Source organism: Thioalkalivibrio sp. ALJ16 (assembly GCF_000377345.1).
Taxonomy (GTDB): Bacteria; Pseudomonadota; Gammaproteobacteria; order Ectothiorhodospirales; family Ectothiorhodospiraceae; genus Thioalkalivibrio.
In genome coordinates this window covers 1-22474 of record NZ_KB898040.1, presented here as the reverse complement: position 1 = coordinate 22474, position 22474 = coordinate 1, and the positions used below count along the sequence as shown (strand labels likewise).

General features: G+C 64.9%; 17 protein-coding genes, 2 tRNA genes and 1 pseudogene. 9 read left to right on the top strand and 11 right to left on the bottom strand.

Annotated features, from left to right (window positions below; genetic code table 11):
- Window positions 1–42: 42 nt before the first annotated feature.
- On the bottom strand, window positions 43–2397 hold the full coding sequence (gene mrcB / locus D000_RS0105010; protein ID WP_018872442.1) for a penicillin-binding protein 1B: 2355 nt from the start codon (window positions 2395–2397) through the stop codon (window positions 43–45).
- 121 nt (window positions 2398–2518) lie between these two features.
- Here mrcB and D000_RS0105005 point away from each other — a divergent pair, with 121 nt between their 5' ends.
- The 4 genes from D000_RS0105005 to D000_RS0104990 all read left to right on the top strand — a co-directional run bounded on the left by D000_RS0105005 (window position 2519) and on the right by D000_RS0104990 (window position 6088).
- Complete coding sequence (locus tag D000_RS0105005) at window positions 2519–4084, top strand: bifunctional aminoglycoside phosphotransferase/ATP-binding protein (RefSeq protein WP_018872441.1); 1566 nt, start codon at window positions 2519–2521, stop codon at window positions 4082–4084.
- A 110-nt stretch (window positions 4085–4194) separates the two neighbouring features.
- Window positions 4195–4992 carry a hypothetical protein gene (locus D000_RS0105000; RefSeq protein ID WP_018872440.1) on the top strand — a complete coding sequence of 266 codons (798 nt, stop codon included), beginning with the start codon at window positions 4195–4197 and terminating at the stop codon, window positions 4990–4992.
- The gene (locus D000_RS0104995; RefSeq protein WP_018872439.1) at window positions 4970–5524 is read left to right on the top strand and encodes a C40 family peptidase; all 555 of its coding nucleotides are present in this window, start codon (window positions 4970–4972) and stop codon (window positions 5522–5524) included. Before D000_RS0105000 ends, D000_RS0104995 begins: the two co-directional genes overlap by 23 nt.
- 39 nt (window positions 5525–5563) lie before the next feature.
- Window positions 5564–6088, top strand: a complete 525-nt coding sequence (locus D000_RS0104990; protein ID WP_018872438.1) for a DUF302 domain-containing protein — start codon at window positions 5564–5566, stop codon at window positions 6086–6088.
- Window positions 6089–6221: 133 nt separating this feature from the next.
- Here D000_RS0104990 and secF read toward each other — a convergent pair whose 3' ends face one another.
- The 5 genes from secF to queA all read right to left on the bottom strand — a co-directional run bounded on the left by secF (window position 6222) and on the right by queA (window position 11837).
- Window positions 6222–7169: a protein translocase subunit SecF gene (gene secF, locus D000_RS0104985; protein WP_018872437.1), complete on the bottom strand. Its 948-nt coding sequence runs from the start codon at window positions 7167–7169 to the stop codon at window positions 6222–6224.
- Between the two features lie 15 nt (window positions 7170–7184).
- A complete protein-coding gene (gene secD, locus D000_RS0104980) occupies window positions 7185–9053 on the bottom strand; it encodes a protein translocase subunit SecD (protein WP_018872436.1) in 1869 nt (622 codons plus the stop codon).
- Window positions 9054–9250: 197 nt separating this feature from the next.
- Window positions 9251–9580 carry a preprotein translocase subunit YajC gene (gene yajC / locus D000_RS0104975; protein WP_018872435.1) on the bottom strand — a complete coding sequence of 110 codons (330 nt, stop codon included), beginning with the start codon at window positions 9578–9580 and terminating at the stop codon, window positions 9251–9253.
- Window positions 9581–9664: 84 nt separating this feature from the next.
- Window positions 9665–10780, bottom strand: a complete 1116-nt coding sequence (tgt, locus tag D000_RS0104970; protein WP_018872434.1) for a tRNA guanosine(34) transglycosylase Tgt — start codon at window positions 10778–10780, stop codon at window positions 9665–9667.
- Entirely contained in the window at window positions 10770–11837 is a 1068-nt protein-coding gene (gene queA / locus D000_RS0104965; protein WP_018872433.1) for a tRNA preQ1(34) S-adenosylmethionine ribosyltransferase-isomerase QueA, read from the bottom strand. The genes tgt and queA overlap by 11 nt, the downstream gene beginning before the upstream one ends.
- A 119-nt stretch (window positions 11838–11956) precedes the next feature.
- On the opposite strand from queA, the gene D000_RS0104960 reads away from it, so the two are divergent.
- Both D000_RS0104960 and D000_RS0104955 read left to right on the top strand, forming a co-directional pair.
- Window positions 11957–12043: transfer RNA gene (locus D000_RS0104960), tRNA-Leu, on the top strand.
- 39 nt (window positions 12044–12082) lie between these two features.
- Window positions 12083–12158, top strand: a tRNA-Thr gene (locus D000_RS0104955).
- Between the two features lie 83 nt (window positions 12159–12241).
- On the opposite strand, the gene D000_RS0104950 is transcribed toward D000_RS0104955, so the two are convergent.
- Window positions 12242–13630 (bottom strand): TolC family outer membrane protein, encoded by a 1389-nt coding sequence (locus D000_RS0104950; protein ID WP_018872432.1) that lies wholly within the window; start codon window positions 13628–13630, stop codon window positions 12242–12244.
- 413 nt (window positions 13631–14043) lie between these two features.
- On the opposite strand from D000_RS0104950, the gene D000_RS0104945 reads away from it, so the two are divergent.
- Window positions 14044–14721, top strand: a complete 678-nt coding sequence (locus D000_RS0104945) for a transglutaminase-like cysteine peptidase (RefSeq protein ID WP_026279771.1) — start codon at window positions 14044–14046, stop codon at window positions 14719–14721.
- A 10-nt stretch (window positions 14722–14731) separates the two neighbouring features.
- Complete coding sequence (locus tag D000_RS0104940; RefSeq protein WP_018872430.1) at window positions 14732–16642, top strand: LapD/MoxY N-terminal periplasmic domain-containing protein; 1911 nt, start codon at window positions 14732–14734, stop codon at window positions 16640–16642.
- Between the two features lie 86 nt (window positions 16643–16728).
- Here D000_RS0104940 and D000_RS0104935 read toward each other — a convergent pair whose 3' ends face one another.
- Together D000_RS0104935 and D000_RS0104930 are read right to left on the bottom strand one after the other, a co-directional pair.
- Window positions 16729–18591 carry a retention module-containing protein gene (locus tag D000_RS0104935; protein WP_026279770.1) on the bottom strand — a complete coding sequence of 621 codons (1863 nt, stop codon included), beginning with the start codon at window positions 18589–18591 and terminating at the stop codon, window positions 16729–16731.
- Between the two features lie 141 nt (window positions 18592–18732).
- The gene (locus D000_RS0104930) at window positions 18733–19062 is read right to left on the bottom strand and encodes a hypothetical protein (protein WP_026279769.1); all 330 of its coding nucleotides are present in this window, start codon (window positions 19060–19062) and stop codon (window positions 18733–18735) included.
- Between the two features lie 192 nt (window positions 19063–19254).
- Here D000_RS0104930 and D000_RS0104925 point away from each other — a divergent pair, with 192 nt between their 5' ends.
- Window positions 19255–20241: an IS5 family transposase gene (locus tag D000_RS0104925; protein WP_018872427.1), complete on the top strand. Its 987-nt coding sequence runs from the start codon at window positions 19255–19257 to the stop codon at window positions 20239–20241.
- A gap of 146 nt (window positions 20242–20387) precedes the next feature.
- Here the strand turns inward: D000_RS0104925 and D000_RS14360 are convergent, their stop codons facing one another.
- Together D000_RS14360 and D000_RS14355 are read right to left on the bottom strand one after the other, a co-directional pair.
- Complete coding sequence (locus D000_RS14360; RefSeq protein WP_018872426.1) at window positions 20388–20831, bottom strand: type I secretion C-terminal target domain-containing protein; 444 nt, start codon at window positions 20829–20831, stop codon at window positions 20388–20390.
- Between the two features lie 17 nt (window positions 20832–20848).
- A pseudogene (locus D000_RS14355) lies at window positions 20849–22474 on the bottom strand (hypothetical protein); the annotation flags it as partial.

The following is a 22474-nucleotide window of genomic DNA, read 5'->3' as shown; positions in this document are numbered from 1 at the left end:
CGGGGGCTGCACAGGCAACGGATTTAGCGATACTCGGGGTCTTCACCGGAATAGCCTCTCGAACCAGCCCTGACGGCCGGGGTCACCGCGCAGATCGCACTCGGCGCGTGTCTCGGGGCCCGAATTCTGCCAGAACGGCAGCGTCTTCACCGCCTCGCAGGCATGGTCGTCGTTATCCACGCGCAGACCGGAGGCCAGATCGACACCCTGATACTCGATCCCGGGGTGGCCTTCCAGACGCAGGGACTGCACACCGATTCCGTCCATGATTTCCGCCCAGACCGGCGCCGCCGAGACCCCGCCCGTCAGGCCGGTGGGACGATTGTCGTCCATCCCCAGCCACACCACCGCAACATGGCGATCATCGAAACCGGCGAACCAGCTGTCGCGGAAATTGCTGGTGGTCCCGGTCTTGCCGGCGACGACCTGACCGTTCAGACGGGCGTCAATGCGGCGGCCGGTCCCCTCGCGAGTACTGTCATGCAGGGCGTGGGTGAGCACACGCACCGAGCCGTCTGCGACCGCCCCCTGCAACGCCAGCCCGTAGTGCGAGAGCACCGCGTCATCCTGGTCGAGCACGTCGCGAATGACGCGCGTCCCGGTGGCATACCCGCCATTGGCCAGCGCCTGGTACAGACCCGCGACCTCCAGCGGCGAAAGCTCGATCGCGCCCAGGGCCAGCGAGGGCAGCGGCGCCGGGTTGCGCTGCAGCCCCAGGGTCTGCAGCAGGCTGACCACCTGCGAGACGCCGATGTCCTCGGCCAGGCGCACGGTCGCCACGTTGTAGGACTGCACCAGCGCCTCCCAGGCGGTGACCTGCCCGCGATACTCACGATCGAAGTTGCGCGGGGTCCAGGGCTCGCCGTGCGGCAGCTGCAGCGTGAAGGCACTGTCGTCCAGCAGCGTGGCCAGGGTGTAACGCCGGGGATTGGTCAGGGCCGCCAGGTAAACGAAGGGCTTGATCACCGACCCCACCTGCCGCTGCGCCTCGACCGCTCGATTGAAGCCGGGGTAACGCGGATTGCGGTCCCCGACCACCCCCAGCACCTCGCCCGACTGCGGGTCCGTCACCACTGCCGCGGCCTGCAGGCCCTCCAGGCGCCCGCCTTCACCACGCTCGCGTACCACCGCATCGACCCCCTGCACCAGACGTTCCTCCAGGCGCAGCTGCACGACCGGGTCCATGGTGGTGAAGATGCGCAGGCCGTCGCTGCGCAGATCCTCGTCCGCATAATCGGCCCGCAGCTCGCGGCGCACGAGATCCAGGAACGCCGGGAACCGGCTGCGCCCCTCCGGCATCACCGGGGATACATCCAGCCCGGTCGCCAGGGCGCGCTCGACCCGCCCGCGCTCCGCCAGCCCGGTGTCGGCCATCGCCTCCAGTACCCGGTCGCGGCGCTGTTTTGCCCGCTCCGGAAAACGCCGGGGGTCGTAGTAGCTCGCGCCCCGCGCAAGGCCCACCAGCAGGGCCAGCTGATCCAGGCGCAGCTCGTTGAGCGGGCGCTGGTAGTAGAACTGCGCGGCCTGACCAAAGCCGTGGATCGCCCGTTCGCCGGCCTGCCCCAGGAACACCTCGTTGAGGTAGGCCTCGAGGATCTCGCGCTTGTCGTAGCGGTACTCCAGCAGCAGGGCCATCACCGCCTCGTTCAGCTTGCGGGTCAGCGTCTGGTCGCGGGTCAGGTAGAAGTTCTTCACCAGCTGCTGGGTCAGGGTGCTGCCCCCCTGCACCGTGCGACCGGCACGCAGGTTGGCGACCGCGGCCCGCCCGATCCCAACCGGATCGATACCCCGATGGGACATGAAGCGGCGGTCCTCGATCGCCAGCAGGGCCCCGATCAGTTCGCGCGGCACCTCATCGATATCCACCAGGATGCGATCCTCGCCGTGGGTCGGGTAGATACTCCCGATCAGCAGCGGCTCCACCCGCATCAGATCCACATTGCGCCCGCTGGACTGATCACTGACCGACTGGACCCGCCCCCCGGACAGGCGCAGCCGCACCGAATGCGCCGGCTCCGGGCCATCGCCGAATACGAACGGACGCGTGGTCAGACGGGCACTGGAGTCGTCGATGCGGAATTCGCCAGGCCCGGCGCCATCGGGTGTCTCGCGATAGTTCAGCGCCCGCAGCTCCGTCTCCAGCGCCTCGGCGGTCAGCGGCCGTCCGGCATACAGCTCCAGCGGCCGGGCATATACCCGCGCCGGCAGCGCCCAGCGCTGCCCCTCGAATCGTTCGCGAATCTCGCGGTCCAGTTGGTGAACGTAAAAACCACCCACCGCAACGCCGGCGAGCAGTAGCCCGGTCAGCGTCCAGCCTCCGGCCCCCAGCAGGCGCCGGATGCGACCACGCCGGGGCGTGCTGCGCTTGCGGGAACGGGAAGAGGACTTTCGCGGCATGAGCGGTGCTGGACGGGGTAACGAAAACGGCTGCAATGGTAACCTGACCCGGCGATGAAAACGGGTGCACAGCCGGCGATTCCGGCAAAAAGCCGCCGCCATGCCCGCCTGCGGAGACCCAATGAGCGAACTGGAACAGCATCACCAACTCCTGCGCAGCCTGGTCGAGGGCATGGGCTTCCCGGCCCCGGCCCCCGATGCCGCCACCGTTCGCAGCATCGAGACCCACATCTCCACCGTGATCCTCGCAGGCGACAGCGCCTACAAGTTCAAGAAGCCCCTGAACCTCGGCTTTCTGGACTTCTCCACGCTGGAGGCGCGCCGCCAGTACTGCGAGACCGAGCTCGCGATCAACCGGCGCCTGGCGCCACAGATCTATCTGGCCGTGGTCACTCTCAACGGCGACCCGGCGCATCCCGTGATCAACGGCGCCGGCCCCGTACTCGACTATGCCGTGCACATGCGCCGCTTCGACCGCAAACGCCAGCTCGACCGACTGCTGGACGAGGGACGCCTGCCCACCGCGGCGATGGACGCCCTGGGGCACTACATCGCGGCCTTCCATGAACAGACCGAGCGCACCGACGAAACCGCCGCATTCGGGACCGCCGCGGCCGCGACCCAGCCGATGCTGGACAACTTTCCCGCCCTGGCCGAACACGTACAGGGCGCAGCCGATCGCGCCCGGCTTGAACGCCTCGAGCAATGGACCCACAAGGAAATCCATCGCTTGCAGCCACATCTTGAGAAACGTCATGACCAGGGATTCGTTCGCCACGGCCACGGCGACCTGCACCTGGGCAACCTGGTCTACGTCGACGACCCCGACAGCGGCGAGAGCGTACCGGTGGCCTTCGACGCCATCGAGTTCGACCCCGCCCTGCGCTGGATCGACGTGATATCCGAGATCGCCTTTACCACCATGGATCTGCTCGCGCGCCAGGCCCGCGCCCACGCCTGGCGACTCCTCAACGCCTATCTGGACGCCCGCGAGGACTTCGACGGCCTGGAGCTGCTGCCGCTGTATCAGGTCTACCGCGCGCTGATCCGCGCGAAGGTCGCGGGCATCCATGGCTCCGAGACCGGCCTGCCCTCGGATGAGCAGGCCGCGCACCGCGCGGAGATGGGCCGCTATCTGGCCCTGGCCGAGCGCCTTGCCGAACCCCGCACGCCGCGCCTGATCCTGATGCACGGCGTCTCCGGCAGCGGCAAGACGGTCATCAGCACCCAGGTGCTCGAGGCCCTGGGCGCGATCCGTCTGCGCTCCGACATCGAGCGCAAGCGTCTTTCCGGGGCCGTGTCATACAGCGATTCGGCCCGCGCCGAGATCTACGCCCACCTTCAACGACGCGCCGATACGCTGCTGGCCCTCGGTCTGACCGTGGTGGTGGACGCGACCTTCCTGACGCGGGCCCAACGAGAACCCTTCCGGAAACTGGCCGCCGCGCGCGGGGCCGGCTTCGCCGTCGTCGCCTGCCATGCCCGCGAGGACATCCTGCGCCAGCGCCTGGAGGCGCGCACCCAGGCCGGAAACGATGCCTCGGATGCCGGGGTCGAGGTCATGCGGCAACAACAGCCGCAACAGGAGTGGCCCACCGCAGAGGAAGGCTGCATCGAGGTTGCACCCGAGGCCCCGCTAGACCCGGACGCCCTCGCCCGGCAACTCCTGACCCCGGCCACGGCCTGACGCCAGGGCTGCGCTACAATACGAACTGCGACCGCCATTTGCTCACCCGCAGCCGATCCCGGCGCGCACCCGGTAACCCGGCTGCGTAACCCGCCCGTCCAGGAGCCTGCATGTATCCGCGCCATTCCCGCATCCGCCACCGCCTCCGCCACGGCGCCGCCGTACTGACCGCCGCGACCCTGCTGGGCGCGGGCACCGTGCAGGCCGACGCCCTGCTGCACTACGTCGACGACGAGGGACTGGAAAGCCAGATCCTGGTGCGTGGCGACATCGTCCGCATGGAACTGAACGAGGCCATCAGTGGAACCTCGGGCTACATGCTGTTCGACGCGCGCAATGACCAGCTCACCGTGGTGGACGATCAAGAACAGACCTACACCGCCCTGACCCGCGAGGTCATGGATCAGCAGATGCGCGCCATGACCGACATGGTGAGTGATCTCCGGCGCCAGATGGAACACCTCCCGCCCGAGGTGCGCGAACAGCTGGAGCAGCAACTCGGGATCGGGACCGAGGGCTTCGAGGCCGATATCCGCACCCGCGCCACCGGCCGCGAGCAGACGATCGGGGATTTCGTATGCGACGAATACGAGGTACTGGTCTCGGGCGAGGCACAGAGTACCGTTTGCGTGGCGGAGCCAGAGGCACTCGGACTGGGCCGAGAGGATTTCGCCACTCTGGGGGCGCTGATGGAGCGCCTGTACGAACTGTCTCTCAGCGCCCTCGAAGCTGGCGGACCCATGGCCTCGCAGATGGGCGCGTCCCTGCTGCCACGGGTCGACGGCATCCCGCTGGAGGTCAGCGAACGCGACGGCATCACCACGCGCCTTGCGGGGATCTCCAGCGACGAGCTGAGCCCGCAGCTGTTCACTGTCCCCGACCGCTATGAATCGCGCGACCTGTTCTGACCACCGCCTTCCGCGCCTGCGGCTCGCGCTGGTCGCCGGCGCTGGCGCACTCCTCCTGGCTGCGTGCAGCTCCAGCCCGGAGCCACGCCCTGCCGCGCCGAAACCCCTGATCAGCCCGGAACCCGCCGCTGACGGTCCGTTCAGTCCGGCCCCGGAGGCCGCGCTGGCACGCTCCGAGGTCGTCCTGACTGCACTTGGGCACCTCGACACCCCCTACCACTATGGCGGCACGGACGCCTCCGGTCTCGACTGCTCGGCGCTTGTGCAGCGCGCCTACCGCGAGGCCGGGCGCGAGGTCCCGCGCACCACCCGCGACCAGGCCCGGGCCGCCACCCGCCGCGACGGCGCACCCAGTCCGGGCGACGTGGTCTTCTTCGCCATCAACGGGAATCATATCGACCACGTCGGGGTCTACGTGGGAGACGGCCGCTTTGTGCACGCCCCCAGCTCCCGCGGCCAGGTTCGCATCGAACAGCTCGACAACCCCTACTGGCGGCCGCGCACGCGCTTCGCCGGTCACTTCTTTGACTGAGCCCCGCCCGGGGCCCCATCCATACAAGAGGAAGGAACCATGAACGCATTCTCACGCCACTCCCTCGGCCAGACACTTCGGCGCACGGCACTGGCCGCCGTGCTGGGGCTGGGCCTGGCCGGCTCCGGTATCGCCGCCGCCTACGAGACCTTTATGGAAACCGACGAGCGCGTGATCTTCAAGACCGAAGGCGAGTTCGACTTCTACTTCGAAATGGTCGAGGAAGCCATCGCTTCCGAGGGCCTCGTCATCAACAACGTCGGCCACATCGCCGACATGCTGGATCGCACCGGGGGCCAGGAAAAGGGCGAGGGCATCTACCTGAACGGACGCTCGGTGGACTTCTGCAGCGCAACCTACTCGCGCGCCACCATGGAGGCCGACCCGCACAACATGCTCTTCTGCCCCTACATCATTACCGTCTACGAGCTGAGCGCCGAACCGGGAACCATCTACATGGGCTACACCCCGGTACCGGAGATCGGCGACGAGGATTCGAAACAGAGCCTGCGCGACGTGAACCAGCTGGTGGAACGCATCGTCAAGGAGGCCCTCGCCTTCTGATCGCCGTGTTGTGACGGCCGGAGGGCCAGCAGGCCCGCCGCATACGGCGCCCAAACAAACGCCCGGGACATGCCCGGGCGTTTCTGTCTGCATGTACCGCCAGCGGAAAACACCGCTGGCGTTCCGTGTTCACTCAGGGCGTCGGGTCTTCCTCCGCACCTTCCTTCTTCACCGGCAGCAGGACCTGGCGATCCACTCCCAGCATCAGCGCCGCGGTGGCGGCAATGAAGATGGACGAATAGGTCCCGACGATCACGCCAATGATCAGGGCAATCGAGAAATTCTGCAGGGCCGCGCCCCCAAGGAATGCGAGCGCGAACAGCACCAGCAGCGTAGTGGTACTGGTCACTATGGTGCGCGCCAGGGTCTTGTTGACCGCATGGTTCATGACCTCCTCGGTACCCTTCTTGCGCTGGATACGGAAGTTCTCGCGTATTCGGTCATACACCACGATCGTGTCGTTCAGCGAATACCCGATCACCGCCAGCACGGCGGCCAGCACGCCGAGATCGAACTCCAGCTGCAGCAGCGAGAAGATGCCCAGGGTGATCACCACGTCGTGGATCAGCGCAAGCACGGACCCGATCGAGAACCGCCACTCGAAGCGCACCGCCACGTAGATCAGGATGCCGGCCAGCGCATAGATCATCGCCAGGCCACCCTGCTCGCGCAGTTCCTCGCCCACGGCAGGCCCCACGAACTCGACCCGGCGCAGGTCGGGATCATCCGGGCCGCCATCGCGCAGCGTGTTGAGTACGCGGTTGGACAGCAGCGCCGCGTCATCGTCGTCCTCGGTCGGCGGCAGCCGGATCAGCACGTCGCGCGAGGTGCCAAAGGTCTGCACCTGCGCGCCGGAGAAACCGCCATCGGCCAGCGCCTCGCGGATCGGATCCAGCTCCACCGCCTCGGGGTAGCCGACCTCGACCAGCGTACCGCCGGTGAAATCGATCCCGAAGTTGAGCCCGCGGGTGGCGAGCATCGTGATCGAGGCCAGGATCAGAATCAGCGAGATCACGATGGTGATCTTGCGCTTGCCGAGGAAATCGATGTTCGAATCGGCGAAATTCAGATGCGGAAGCATAGTCGTATCTCCGCGCTAGATGGCGAGGCGCGTCAGCCGACGCTGGCGCCCATAGGTCAGGTTGACGACGGCGCGGGTCACGATGATGGCCGTGAACATCGACGCGATGATGCCGATCGAGAGCGTAATCGCAAAGCCCTTGATCGGTCCGGTGCCGAACAGAAACAGCACCAGCGCGGCGATCAGCGTCGTCACGTTGGCATCCGCAATGGTGGTGAACGCGCGGTCGTAACCCGAGGCGATCGCCGCCTGGGGTGACAGCCCGTTGCGCAACTCCTCGCGTATTCGCTCGAAGATCAGCACGTTGGCATCCACCGCCATCCCCACGGTCAGTACGATGCCCGCGATCCCCGGCAGGGTCAGGGTCGCCTGCAGCATCGACAGCACCGCGACGATGAACACCAGGTTCAGGGCCAGGGCCAGGTTCGCGATCAGCCCGAACACGCGGTAGTAGAGGATCATGAAGATCATCACCGCGATGAAGCCGATCACCACCGACTGCATGCCGCGGTCGATGTTCTCCTGGCCCAGGCTCGGCCCGACCGTGCGCTCCTCGACGATGGACATGGGCGCGGCCAGCGCGCCGGCGCGCAGCAGCAGGGCGAGGTTGCGCGCCTCGCGGGTACTCTCGAGCCCGGAGATCTGGAAGCGGCGCCCCAGCGGCTCGTTAATGCGCGCGACGTTGATCACCTCCTCGGTGCGCGACGTCCGCATCACCTGCTCGCCGTCTTCCTCCACCGTCTCGGTGGTGGTTTCGATGAACACCGAGGCCATCAGGCGGCCCACGTTGTCGGAGGTCACGCGCGAGAAGATGCGGGCGCCCTGCCCGTCCAGATTGATGAACACGGCCGGTCCGCCGGTGTCCTGGGCAATGCCGGACGAGGCATCGGTGATGTAGTCGCCGGTGAGCATGACCTGGCGCTGCAGCAGCACCGGTGTTCCGTCACGCTCGTAGTACAGACGCGTGCCGGACGGCGCACGCCCGCTCGAGGCCGCCTCGGAGGGATCGCCGGATTCCGAGACCAGACGGAACTCCAGGGTTGCGGTCGCCCCGAGTACCTCCTTCGCCCGCGCGGTGTCCTGAACGCCCGGAAGCTGCACCACAATCCGGTTCTCGCCCTGCTGGGCGATGATCGGTTCGGCCACACCCAGCTCGTCGACGCGCGAGCGCAGGGTGGAGATATTCTGCTGCAGGGCCTGACGGCGCAGCTCGGTCAGATGGTCGTCCTCCAGCGTCGCCACCATGCGGCTGGTGTCGCCGGAGCCGCGCATCTCCCATTGCAGCTCGCCGCGGTACTCACGGGTGAGCCACTGCTGTGCGGACTCGCGGCTCGACTCGCTGGTGAACATCACGGTCAGGTCGCTGGAGCTGCGCTCCACGGTGTCGAACTTGATGCGCTCATCGCGCATGCGGCCGCGCAGCTCGTTGGCGTAGCGTTCCATGGCAGTACCGATGACCGCCTCCAGGTCCACCTCCATCAGGAAGTGCACGCCCCCGCGCAGATCCAGCCCAAGCGCCATCGGCTGGCCATTGATCGCACGCAGCCAGTTCGGCGTGGCCGGCGCCAGGTTCAGGGCCACGGTGTGATTGCTGTCCAGTGCATTGCGCAGGATTTCGGCCGCGCGGGACTGGTCGTCGGTGGTCTCGAAGCGCAGCAGGATCTGCCCGTCGTCCTGCTCCTCCACCTGCATCGGCGTCACGCCCTGCGCCCCGAGGATGGTCCCCATGAGCTCGCGGATGTTCTCGTCGATCTCGCCGGTGGTCGGATTGCCGATCTGTACCGACGGGTCTTCCGGGAACAGGTTCGGCAGGGCGTACAGCCCCGCCCCCAGAATGACCACGACGATCAGGGCGTACAGCCACGCCGGATAGGAATTGCGCATATCGAGGACCTTAGAGAGTCACTACAGGGTGTTGGCGTGAAAACAGGCGCCGGGCCAGGCCGGCCCGGCGCCGCCCTTGAACGGCTTGCGAAACGGGAGCCCGGACGCGCCGGAGAGGGCCCCATCGCAACGGATACGGTACGCCGGGGACCCCCATGCAAGCATGAACATCAGTCCGCGTCTCCCGCAGCGGGTGCTCAGATGTCCTTAAGCGTGCCCTTGGGCATCACCGAGGCGACCGACTGCTTCTGCACCACCACGTTCACGCCATCGGCGATATCGACCTTGATGAAGTCGTCGCTGACCTCGGTGATCTTGCCGGCTACACCACCGTTGGTCACGATCTCGTCACCCTTGGACAGCGCCTCGACCATGTTGCGGTGTTCCTTGGCCCGCTTGCTCTGCGGACGGATGATCAGGAAATACATGATCGCGAAGAAGATCACGATCATGATCAGGAATTCGATCATCCCGCCGCCGGCGGCTCCGCCTTCCTGGGCGTGCGCTGCAGAAATCAGAAAGTCCATCGATGTACTCCGTTTTGGTTTCGGAATCGGCCGCTGACAGGGCATGCACAGCGCACCCGGCCAGCGCGAAAAATAACGCGCGGATTATGGCACAGGCGGGACCGGCATGCCGCGCCGCGCGTAGAAATCGGCCACGAACCCGTCCAGCGTGCCGGCAGCGATCGCCTCGCGCAATCCGCGCATCAGGTCCTGGTAGTAGTACAGGTTGTGCGTGGTGGCCAGACGCGAGCCCAGGATCTCGTTGCACTTGTCCAGGTGCTTGAGATAGGCACGCGAATAGTTCCTGCAGGTGTAACACCCGCATTCCGGGTCCACCGGTGCGGTGTCGGCGCGAAAACGCGCATTGCGGATACGCAGCACGCCTTCGCGCGTGTACAGAAAGCCATTGCGGGCGTTGCGGGTCGGCATCACGCAGTCGAACATGTCCACCCCGCGGCGCACGGCCTCCACGATATCCTCCGGCCGCCCCACCCCCATCAGGTAACGGGGACGCTCCTCCGGCAGCAGTGGCAGCGTCACGTCCAGCGTGGCCAGGCGTTCCTCCTCCGGCTCGCCCACCGACAGCCCGCCGATCGCATAGCCGTCGAACCCGATCGCCTGCAGGCCCGCGGCCGATTCCCGACGCAGCCCGGGGTACATGCCGCCCTGCACAATCCCGAACAGCGCCGCCGGGTTGTCGCCATGCGCGGCCCGCGAGCGCGCGGCCCAGCGCAGCGACAGCTCCATGGACCGGCGCGCCTCCGCCTCGGTCGCCGGATAGGGCGTGCACTCGTCGAAGATCATCACGATGTCCGAGCCGAGTTCGCGCTGTACCTGCATCGAAGACTCGGGGGTCATCAGCACTTTAGAACCATCCACCGGCGACTGGAAGCGCACGCCTTCCTCGGTGATCTTGCGCATCTCGGCCAGGGAAAACACCTGAAAGCCGCCGGAATCGGTCAGAATCGGGCCCTCCCAGTGCATGAAGTCATGCAGGTCGCCATGAGCACGGATCACCTCGGTCCCAGGGCGCAGCATCAGGTGGAAGGTATTACCCAGAATGATCTGTGCGCCCAGCTCGCGCAGCTCCTCCGGCGTCATTGCCTTCACCGTGCCGTAGGTGCCCACCGGCATGAAGGCCGGGGTCTCCACCGTGCCGCGCGGGAAATGCAGACGTCCGCGGCGGGCGGGACCGTCATGCCCCAGGTATTCAAACTCCATCGGATTCCTCGTGCGCGCTTGGCGGCAGATCGGCGGGATCGCCGGGGGCCAGCCACATCGCATCGCCATAACTGAAGAAGCGGTAGCGCTGTGCCACCGCATGGGCATACGCATCCAGAATGCGTCGGTATCCGGAGAAGGCGGCCACCAGCATCAGCAGCGTGCTCTGTGGCAGATGAAAATTGGTCACCATGCGGTCAACCACCCGAAAGCGGTAGCCCGGCTGGATGAACAGCCGCGTCTCGCCCTGAAAGGGCTGCAGCTCGCCACCGGCGGCGGCGGTTTCCAGCGACCGTACACAGGTCGTGCCTACCGCAACCACACGCCCGCCACGTGCCTTGCAGGCCGCCACCGCCGCACAGGCCTCCGGCCCCACCTCCAGCCACTCCGCGTGCATCTGGTGCGCCCGGGTGTCCTCGACCTTCACCGGCTGAAAGGTCCCCGCGCCCACATGCAGGGTCACCGTCGCCGTCTCCACGCCCCGGGCTTGCAGACGCTCGAGGAGGCCGGCGTCGAAGTGCAGTCCCGCGGTGGGTGCGGCAACCGCCCCTTCCCGCCGCGCAAAGACCGTCTGATAGCGATCCGCATCGTCCGCCTCGTCCGAGCGTTCGATATAGGGCGGCAACGGGATGTGGCCATGCGCCCGCAGCAACGCCAGCACGTCATCGCCATCCACCAGCGCCAGGCAAAAGAACGGACCTTCACGCCCGGTGACCTCGACCTCGAAGGCCTCCGCCAGCCGCAGCCGCGTTCCAGGCTTCGGCGCGCGGCTGGCCCGCACCATCGCCAGCACCTGCCGCGGCGACTCGATCCGCTCCACGAGCACTTCCACCTGCCCGCCGCTTGCCTTGCGGCCGAACACCCGCGCCGGAATCACTCGGGTATCGTTGAGGACCAGCAGATCACCGGGACGCAGCAGGGCCTCGATCTCGGCAAAGCCGGCATCCCGTGGGCGCTCACCCTCCAGCACCAGCAGACGGGAACCCGCCCGCTCGGGCAGCGGATACTGGGCAATCAGCTCCGGCGGGAGCTGGTAATCAAAGTCGGCGACACGCATGGCGCGCGATCCTACCACGCGCGGCCCCCGGGGGCGCCCCGCCTGGGTGCCCGGGCAACAACGCGCCACCCCGCCCTTGTCTAACCCCCCACGTGCGCTACACTACGCCCGATCCCTGTGCCGGGATGGCGGAACTGGTAGACGCGCCGGACTCAAAATCCGGTTCTGGCAACAGAGTGCGAGTTCGATTCTCGCTCCCGGCACCACCGATTACGGGCCCTCCGCCAGGCCCTTCTCCGCACCAGGCCGGTGTAGCTCAGCTGGTAGAGCATCTGATTTGTAATCAGAGGGTCGCAGGTTCGACTCCTGTCACCGGCTCCATATCGCATAAAGAAAACGCATACAGAAAAAGGGCCAGCCACGATGGCCAGCCCTTTGACTGTACGCCCTCCCGCAGCTCGCGCTTAGCGGAAGATGCTCTCGTGCCGCACTTCGCTCATCTCGGGGGCGTCTGCCGGGCACACCGACTCCGGATCGATCCGGGCCGCGTCGTCCACCAGGCCGAGCTCCGCCATGCTCGGCATGTCGCCACGCGAGATATCCAGGTACTCCAGCAGTCGGCCCATGCCGTTCAGTGCCCGTGCCTTGGCGATCTCCATATCGTGCTGGGCATTGATGAAGGCCCGGCTCGCCTCGAAGTACTCGTTCTCCGTGTCCAGCAGGTCCAGCAGGCTGCGCTGGCCAATGCCGAACTGCTGGCGATACGCCGTACGCACGCGGTCAGATGAGTCGCGATGCTGGCGCAGGAAGCGCAGCTGGCTATCCAGAGAACGCATATCGTTGTACGCAACCGATACGGTCTGACGCACGTTGCGGCATACCGACTCCTGCTGGTCGCGCGCCTGATTGAACTCCTCGGTGAACTGGCGCACCCGCGCCTGATCGGTACCACCACGGAACAGGTTCCAGGTCATCACCACCAGCGCCGAGGTGTCGTGGATCCGGGTGTCCTCGCGTTCGAACACGTCATTTTCGTAGGCGTGCCGCAGGCGCAGGTCCAGACGCGGGTGGAAAGCCGAGCGCGCGACGTTGCGCTGTTCCTGTGCCGCCTCCATGTTGCGCAGTGAGGCAAACATGGCCGGGTTGGTGGTGATCGCCGTGGTCAGCGCCTCCTGGACGGTGCCGGGAATCGGCTCCTCGGAGAAGCTTCCGACCAGATCGACGCGGTCGCCCGCGGGCATCTGCCCCACGATCCGGTAGTAGCGCGCATTCACGTCATGCAGGTTCTGACGCTCGGTCAGCAGGTTGGACTCGGCCAGGGCCAGGCGACCCGAGGCCTGCTCGAGATCAACGCCTCGGCCCACACCACGCTCGGTCTGGTCCACGATCTGGTCGTACACCTCCTTGTGCGCGTCGTAGTTTTCCTGCGCCAGGTCCACCAGGGCGCGCTGGCGCTGAACATCGGCGAAGGCCCGTACGGCCTCCAGCGCGATCTCCTCGGTGGTCTCGCGCAGTTCGAAGTACCGAACCCGCTGAATCTCGCCCAAGCGGCTGACTTCGCTCGCGGTCTCGAATCCGTCGTACAGCATCTGCGTCAGCGTAATGTCGACGCCGCGCGGATTTCGTGAAAATGAATCGAAGGCGTCGTCGCTGGAGCGCTGACGCTGATAACCAGTACGGGCGTTCAGATCGATCTCGGGCATGAAGCGCCCGCGGGCGCCGGTCTGCTCCTCACCGGAGGCACGAAAGGCATGCCAACGCGACTGCACATCGGGGTTTGAGAGCACCGCTTCCAGCGCGGCGTCGCGCAGCGGTTCCGGGGCCTCGGCCTGAGCCGTTCCCCCCGCGACCATCGCGACAGCCGCCGCCAGGGCCAGCCACCCACTTTTTGCAGTGATCGACCTTGTTACGTCCGTCATGCCTACCCCCATCAATCTTGCTCGAATATTCGCTTTGTCACCCGGCCCTGGCAGCGCCGGGCCTGAGAAAACGCGGATTTGTGACTCAAACCCAAGAACGATAGACCCGTGCCTACACGCGAGCAATGATTTTTTGATGGAAATCACATAACAAGGAGCAAACGCAAGAAGCGCTGAACACCTTGGCACGGGGCATCACTTCATGTTTTCGTTTCTGGCTTTCCATACAGGCGTGGCCCATCATTCAGGGTGTAGGAATTCTTCACCGCCACCGGAGGGCCGCCTGCGTGCCTGCAATCTGGCCCAGCAATCCGTCCCGCTTGATACGGCGCGCGAGCCTGGTGCTCGTGCTCGTGCTCGTGACCGGGGTGTGGCTACTGGGCTCCAGCCATGCGGGGCTCGACAGCCTGGTACAGCTGGAGCAGGTTGCGGCCGAACGCTACGGGCCCGAAACCGCAGAGCGTGTTCGGCGCTGGCGGGAACTGCTGGAAGATCTCGCCGGCGAAGACGAACAGACCCAGATCGCCCGGGTCAACGAGTTCTTCAATCGCCAGCTGCGCTATCAGGACGATGAGATCACCTGGGGACAGGAGGATTTCTGGGCGACACCGCTGGAGGCCCTGGACAAGGGCGCGGGGGACTGCGAGGACTTCTCCATCGCCAAATACGTCAGCCTGCGCAAACTGGGCATCCCCGATGAACGCCTGCGGCTCTTCTACGTACGAGCGCGGCTGGGCGGCCCCGGAAGCAATCTCAGCCAGGCGCACATGGTTCTGGGGTATTTCACCGATCCGCGCGAGGAGCCCATGGTGCTGGACAACCTCGTCACCCGCATCGAACGCGCGTCCCAGCGAGACGACCTGACCCCGATCTTCTCGTTCAACAGCGAGGGGCTCTGGCCGGACGGGCAGGCACAGTCCGCTGCCGACCCCACGGCGCGGCTGTCACGCTGGCGCCGCATCCTGGAGCAGCTGGACGAATATGGCCTTGATCTCGACCAACCCATTCACTCGACCCCGGAATGAGGGCGCCGCCATGACGCTGAGAAAACAACTCTGGATCGCCATCGCCATCATCATGCTGCTGGCGCTCGTGGTCAGTATCGTGGTGAGCACCTTGTCGGCCCGCAACTATCTGGCACAGCAACTGCTGACCAAGAACATCGACAACGCCGCTTCCCTGGCCCTGTCGCTCTCTCAGCTGCCCAAGGACGAGACCACCGTGGAGCTGCAGATCGCCTCGCAGTTCGACACCGGCCACTATCAGCACATCCGGCTGGTGGACCCGACCGGCGAACTGATGATTGAACGGCGCAACCCGGATCCGCCCCAGGGCGTACCCGCCTGGTTCGTGGAGCGCCTGGCCTTCAACGTGCGCCCCGGGGTCGCCCATGTGTCCGATGGCTGGAGCTCCTTCGGTACCCTGATCATCGAAAGCCAGACCAACTACGCCTACGAGGCCCTGTGGGAGGGCACGCTCCGTCTCACCGCGATCTTTGCCGGCGGCTTGCTGATCGTCGGGCTTCTGGGTTCCTACCTGCTGGGGCGGCTGATCCGGCCGCTGAACCAGGTTGTGGAACAGGCGGAAGCGGTCGGTAAAAGGCGTTTCATCACGACCCCCGAACCGCGCACCTGGGAATTCCGCGCCCTGGTGCGCGCCATGAACCAGCTGACCGATCACGTACGCATGATGCTCCAGGAAGAGTCCACCCGCCTGGAGCGGCTCAAGAACCGCCTGCAGCACGATGATGTCACCGGACTCCTGAACCGCGATGCCTTTCTGGCTCGCTTTCAGGCCACACTCGACAACCGCCACGGCGGCTCCGGCGGCAGCTTTGTGGTGCTGCGCATCTCCGACCTTCCCGAACTCAACCAGACGATCGGGCACGCTGCGCTCGACCAGCTTCTGACCCGCATCGCAGGCGTTGCCGAGCAGCAGGCGAGCGTGACCAACCATGGTGCTGCCGGACGTCTGAAGGGCTCCGACATCGCAATTTTTGGTGACGGCATTGATGACAGCGAGCGCTTCGCCGAATCCCTGCTGACCGCGATTCGCGCCGACCTCGCTGCCCCGGAAACCCCGCAGGCCCTGACCCTGCACCTGGCCGGAACCCCCTTCCACCCCGATGACACCACGGGCGAGGTTCTTAGCCGAGTGGATCAGGCGCTGGCCCGCGCCGAACTGGAGCCCGGCGACTCCGTCGCCGAAGAGCCGCACGCCGTTCTGCCCCACGCCAGTCAGAACGAATGGCGTAGCGCCATCACCCAGGCCCTGGGCAGCCTTGGTGTTCAGCTGGCGCGTTTCCCGGTGATCGATGCGGACCACGAACTGATGCACCACGAGGCGCCGATGCGCCTGGTGCTGGACGGCGAGTCACGCCCTGCCGGCTACTTCATGCCCTGGGCCGTGCGCCTGGATCTCATCCGGAAGCTCGACGATGCCGTGCTCGATGTCGCACTCGAACAACTCGGCCGCACCGGTGATCGCCTTGCGATCAACCTATCGGTGGACAGCCTGCGGGATACCGGTTTCCGGCAGCGGCTGGAAGCTCGCCTGACAACCGAACCGGAGATCGCCGGCCGCCTGTGGCTCGAATTCCCGGCACGAGGCGCACTGGCCCACCCTGCCGAACTGCGCGACCTGTGCCGTATTGCCCGTGTGGCAGGCTTTGTTGTCGGCCTGGAACACGCCGGACCCGAGGCCTTCCGCTCGCACGACCTCACCGCCTTCGGACTGCACTTCGTCAAGCTGCAGGCGTCCCTGGTCCAGGGTGTCCAGCGCTCCACCGAAACACAGGCCCTGATCCGCGGACTCTGCACCCTGGCCCATTCTATCGGCATCCTGGTCATCGCCGAAGGCTGCGACCATGCGGACGACGTGGAGGCCCTGCTGGATCTCGGAATCGACGGGGTAACGGGCCGTGCGGTGCAGGCACCCGAGGCCTGACCGGGACAGACCTCGGGCTGCCCGACACTAAAAGGCCCGGGACCACCACGCGGCCCGGGCCTGTTCCATCGGGGGGAGAACGGCGCTTACTGATCGATGGTCAGATGACCATTCTCGATCAGCGTCTGGATGAAGTCATAGGACGAGTCAAAACCGTCCATGCTGACTCCTTCCAGCGTAATCGCGTAATCGACGCCGCCCGTGTCCGTTCCGAGCATGCCCCCGGAACTGATGTGCAGCACGGTATCCTCGCCCTGCGGCTCGGCCAACAGGTACTGGTCGATCGTCTCCTGGCTCGCACTCGACAGCAGCTCGCCGAGCGTAATCTGGGCCGCACTGCTCTCGCTTTCCAGGCTGAAGCCCTGGATCACGAAGCGAGCGGGGTCGTCCGTCGTGCCCTGCCCGCCTTCGGCGACCACGAAGATGTCCTGATCCGTATCCACGGTCAGGAAGTTCGCGCCGAAGTCATCGGCCTCGTCGAGCGTCTCTACCGACTCGGCGGCAAGGGCTTCCACGCCGTCGGCAGGATAAAACTCGGCACCATCGCCCTCGCCCACCTGGACCGACAGATCCACCGGTCGCACGGAGAATTCGCTTCGATCGCCACTCCCTCCGGGCCCCGTGGTCCCGCCCTGGAACGCGATGTAGGAAAACGTCTCACCGCTCAACTCCAGGAAACCGTCTTCGTTCACATCCGCGGCAAGCTCACGAGCCCCGCCGATGCGCACCCCATCGGCATCGTACAGGTGATACGAGCCGCCATTGATGGCACCTTCAATCTGGAACACCGCGGTATCGATGGGGCTGACCAGCGTAAACAGCAGGGCCTCGCCAAACTCGATCGCGTTCGGATCATCCGATGCCGACTGATGGTCGATCGCAAAGAACCCGTCCTGATGTGATACCGCAGCACTCTGCGCACCCGTCGACTTCAGGCTGTCCGCATTCGCCATCGTCCCCTGCACATCACTGCCGCCGACCACATGAGCCGAGGCAAACAGATCCGGCATGGGCTCGGGCGGTTCTTCGCCACCCGGCTCGGGCACCGGCGCAAAAGCGCTGCCGGTATCCACAAGATCGGGAAGCTCCACCAGTTCAATCGTGCCCTCCACGGTCACGTTCAACTGGTTATCGTCCACCAGACCCGCGCGGATTGCGGCCGCTCCCGCCTCTGTCAGCACCACCACCCAGTTGCCCGCCCCATCCTGAGCGAACTCCAGATAGGCCGTATCCCCGCCGACAATGCTGTAGACGATTGCGCTGGCCAGGGCAGGGTCCAGCCCATCCAGATTCAGGGTATCGGAGACCTCGAAGACCACATCACCCGCAGCCGCATCGTTCGCGTCTGCATACCCATATCCGGCTGCCACGGATACGGACACCACAAGCGTCGGGTTGGCCGTCACCGGGGGTGGCGGCTCAACCGGTGGCTCTGCAGGCGGCTGGCCGGGAGGCATAACCGTGCCCGGGGTTTCCCCTCCGGGCACCGCCACGGTCTCGCCCAGCGCATCGGGGCGACCAAACACATTCTCCGGGAAGGTGTAATTAATCGGCTCCACCGGCTCGCTAATTCGCGCGACACGCACAAACCCGCCGCCTTCGCTATCACCACCCTCGAGACCGGCCGCGGGTGGCGCAATCAACGCATCCAGTGATTCGCCGCGCTCCAGGGCCGCAATCACCTCTTCCGCCGTTGGAATCTCAGGGTTGTCCGCGCGGCCGCTATCCGCGAGAACTTCACCCACCAGGGCCTGCTGGCCCTCCCCGAGCGACAAGGCACCCCCATCCATAGCCTGCAGATCGACCGAAGCCCCCTGCAGAGGAATCAGCTCATCTCCCGCATACACCGGATCGCCGACCGCGAGCACCCTGGAACTGCCGTCTGCATCCCTCGCAATCACCGTCCCGGTCAATGCCTGGACGGTGGCCACTACCGTATTCACTGCCATCGAATCCCTACCCGCTTCAGGCCCACCGGACACGCTCCAACAGGCGCCTACGCGCCCATACTCACACCAACCTCAATGCCGCGCCTGGCCACACAGCCACAGCACCCCATCCCACGTGACACACGCAGATAAAGTCCGTCTCTACAGAAGCCCGTCATCATCTTCCACCAGATTCAGACGCTGCGCAGACGCCCGGAGATCCTTTCGCCCCAGCAGCTTCCGCTGCGCCGCATCCGGGAGGTCCGTAAACCGAATCACACCCTTGTCGGTCAGCACCTCCACCAGGTCCTCCAGCACCCGGATCAGTTCGAGATCCGACGCCTGCAATGCCGCGGGCGCCGGTTCAGGCTCCTTCCCAGACAGAAACTCCTGCAGGTCAGGGGCATGGGCTGCCACGAATTCCGTGCAAGCACCAGTCGCCTCCCGACTCACCAGATCGATCCTGCCGTCTGCGTCCCTTCTCACATACATGCGCGGCCTCCGGACCGGTACGACACCCTACCCTCAGCCTACACCCTCAGACACAAGAAAGCCCCGCCAATTCACACCGGCGGGGCTTTCCACACGCCCTCTTAGGAAACACTGATTTAATCCGCCGCCGTTCCCGCCCGGTGAGCGGGTTTGGGATAATGACGCCAAGTGTTCCGCCCGAGGTGATGGCCGATGTCTCAGCGCAGTTTTTCCGATCTCGAGTACTCCGCCAAGCGCAAGCAGACGCGGCGCGACCGGTTTCTGGGGGAGATCGACGCGATCACGCCCTGGGCGGCGCTGGTGGAGGCGATCGAGCCGCACTACCCGAAGGGGAAGCGTGGCCGTCCGCCGATCGGACTGGAGCGGATGCTTCGGATGTACGTGGCGCAGCAGTGCTTCAACCTGTCGGATGAAGGGATCGAGGACGCGGTGTACGACAGCCAGGCGATTCGTCGCTTTGTCGGGATCGACCTGAGCCGGGAAGAGGCGCCGGATGCCACGACCCTGCTGCAGTTCCGCCGGCTGCTGGAGCAGCACAACCTCACCCAGGTGATCTTCGACCGGATCAACGCCCATCTGCAGCAGCGGGGCCTGCTGCTGCGTGAGGGCACGGTGGTGGATGCCACCCTGATCGCGGCCCCGCCTTCCACGAAGAACCGGGAGAAGGCCCGCGATCCAGAGATGCACCAGGCCAAGAAGGGCAACCAGTGGTACTTCGGGATGAAGGCGCATATCGGGGCCGATGTTGTCACCGGCCTGGTTCATACCGTGAAGGGGACGGCCGCGAACGTCTCGGACGTGTCGCAGGTGACGGAACTGCTCCACGGTGAGGAACAGAGCCTGCATGGTGATGCCGGCTACATCGGCGCGGAGAAGCGGCTGGAAGGGCATCGCCCGGATCTGCACATCGCGCGCAAGCGCGCGAAGGTGCGCGCGATGCTGGAAGGTCCAGCGCGCGACCAGGTCCGCGCCAATGAACGGCACAAGGCCCAGCTGCGTTCGATCGTGGAGCATCCGTTCCATGTGGTGAAGAACCTCTTCGGGTATCGCAAGGTGCGTTACCGGGGCCTCAAGAAGAACACCGCGGGCCTCAAGAAGAACACCGCGCAGCTGCACAGCCTGTTCGCCCTGGCGAACCTCTACCGTGCGCGACGATGGGGGCTCCTGCCGCAGGGGTAGTGTGTTCGCAGGACTGGGAATCACCCCTGTAACCGCCAAAAACGGCGGTTACAGGGGGTAAAACAGGCCGCCGTGGCCCAATGTCCTTCCAAAAACGCGGCGGCGGGACATGAAGCCGGACGCAGGGCCATTGATCAGTGTTTCCCTTACTGATCGATCTTCAACTGATCGTTATTCAACAAGTAATTGATGACGTCCTGAGACGCCGACGCGCCCCCGAAATCACTGAACGACTTCCCTTCCAGACGAATCGTCTGATCAGCCTTGGCCTCATCACCACCCAACTCACCAGCCGAACTGATGTAAAGGACCGTATCGTCACCATCTTCTTTCGCAATGATAAAGCCAGACAAGCTGGTCTCGGTCGCGTCATCCAGAAGGTCGGAGACATCCAGCACGTTCTGACCATTACCAAAGTCGGTCACCACATCCCTGGCCGGCGACCCCGCTTCACCCTGGTCCCCATCATTCCACCGGAAGATATCGTCTCCCTCACCCCCGGTCAGAATGTCGTCTCCTGCCCCACCGACCAGAATGTCATCCTCATCCGTACCGATGATCACGTCGTTACCCGCCGAACCCTCGAACACATTATCAGCACTGAAACTCAGCTCGAACGCCCCGGTAGTCGCGCCACCATCGCTCCCCAGAGGATCACCATCACCATCGACAGCATCAAACTCAAACGGGATACTAAAACCGTACGCCTCACCCGTAAGATCACTGAATCGCCCGACGCCAAAATCATCCGAATCCGAAGCGGGCGAAACATGCACCTCGTCAAACGAACCGACCCCACCAACAAAGGTTCCAGAGCCAGACCCAACCAGCTCCCCATCGAGGAAAGCGGACCACTCGACCTTTGCACCGCCTTCCGACGCCCCCAAGGCTCAATCTCAAGGGAGTTCAATACCTTCCGATCAGTTGTGCTGCCACTTTCGAAAAACTCGGCCTTCAACGTTTGACCTTGACCGATCCGCGGGCCGGACCCGACGCCAAAAGAGTTCGCCGAGAAGTTAACGGACCTCTCACCATCTTCATCTTCTGCAGTAAATCGAATCGCCAGATTCGCATTATCATTTTCAATTACAGAGCCTGTATTCCCCCCCCTTACAGGCTGAAAAAATCCCAAGCTTTCATTTATAGGATCCAGGGATTGCTCGAGAGAAACGCTGTAGGCCCCGGTTGCCACATCCAGAGAAACCGTAAAGACCGTTTGATCCCCGGCATAAGCCGTCAGCGTACCCCCGTTAGATTCGTACCAGACATGTTCGCCGCCAGACGTCAAGTTAGTCATCTCTCCGGTAACGCTGGACTCGACGAGTACGTAATTCTTGCCATCGACCGTATCAACGGAAGCCTCGTTAATGTGGAGCGACGTCACCTTCGCGCCATCGGCATCTGCCCCGATGCGCAATCCGGAATCGGCCGTCAACGTGGCGCCTGCGGAAAGGTTTAAGACACCATTCCATGCGTCTTCGAGGGTAGGCGCATCGTCGATCACGACCACATTGATCGCGCTGTTCGAACTGTTGCCGGCGTTGTCGGTCACGATTATCTCGATTCCCGCCTTGTCCAACAGATTGCGCGCGACATCTTCATCTTCCGGATGTGCGAACGTAGTCCGCAATTCAAACTCGTAATCGACACGCCCGGTGTCGGCGTCGAAGTCGGTCAGCCGGAGCACGTTGCCTTCTGCTGTGTCGATCTCCACCGGCGACTCGGAATCGATATTTTGCAGATCCGCCCAGCTAACAGTAACGAAATCTCCATCCTCGGTAGCGGTGCCGGAATGCAAAGTGCCAGCAAACGCCACCGACGCGATTCCAGACGCCGAACTCACCCCGAACCAATTCTGATCCACGATTGAACCTTCACCCGCCTGCGTCCCTCCCTCAAGGAAGGATTCATCGACCGTGACGTCACCCGTCTCATTAAGGTTGGTGATATCCGGCGCGGTGGTGTCGACCTCGGCGCTCGCCGTGCCCTCGTCAGAGGTGTTGCCCGCAGCATCGGTGATCGTGGCCACAACCTCGAGGGTCTCGCCCTCGTCCGGGGCGGCCACCGCAGTCACGACTTGGCCGGCGTTAATGTGGTCCTCGGTCAGCGTGATCTCGTTACCGTTGACCGTCAGGATGTCATCGGCCTCGGCGTTGGTGTCAGTCAGGTCGATGGTCACCGCCACGTTGCCGTCTTCATCCACCTCGTCGGCATTGATGAAGCCGTCGCCGTT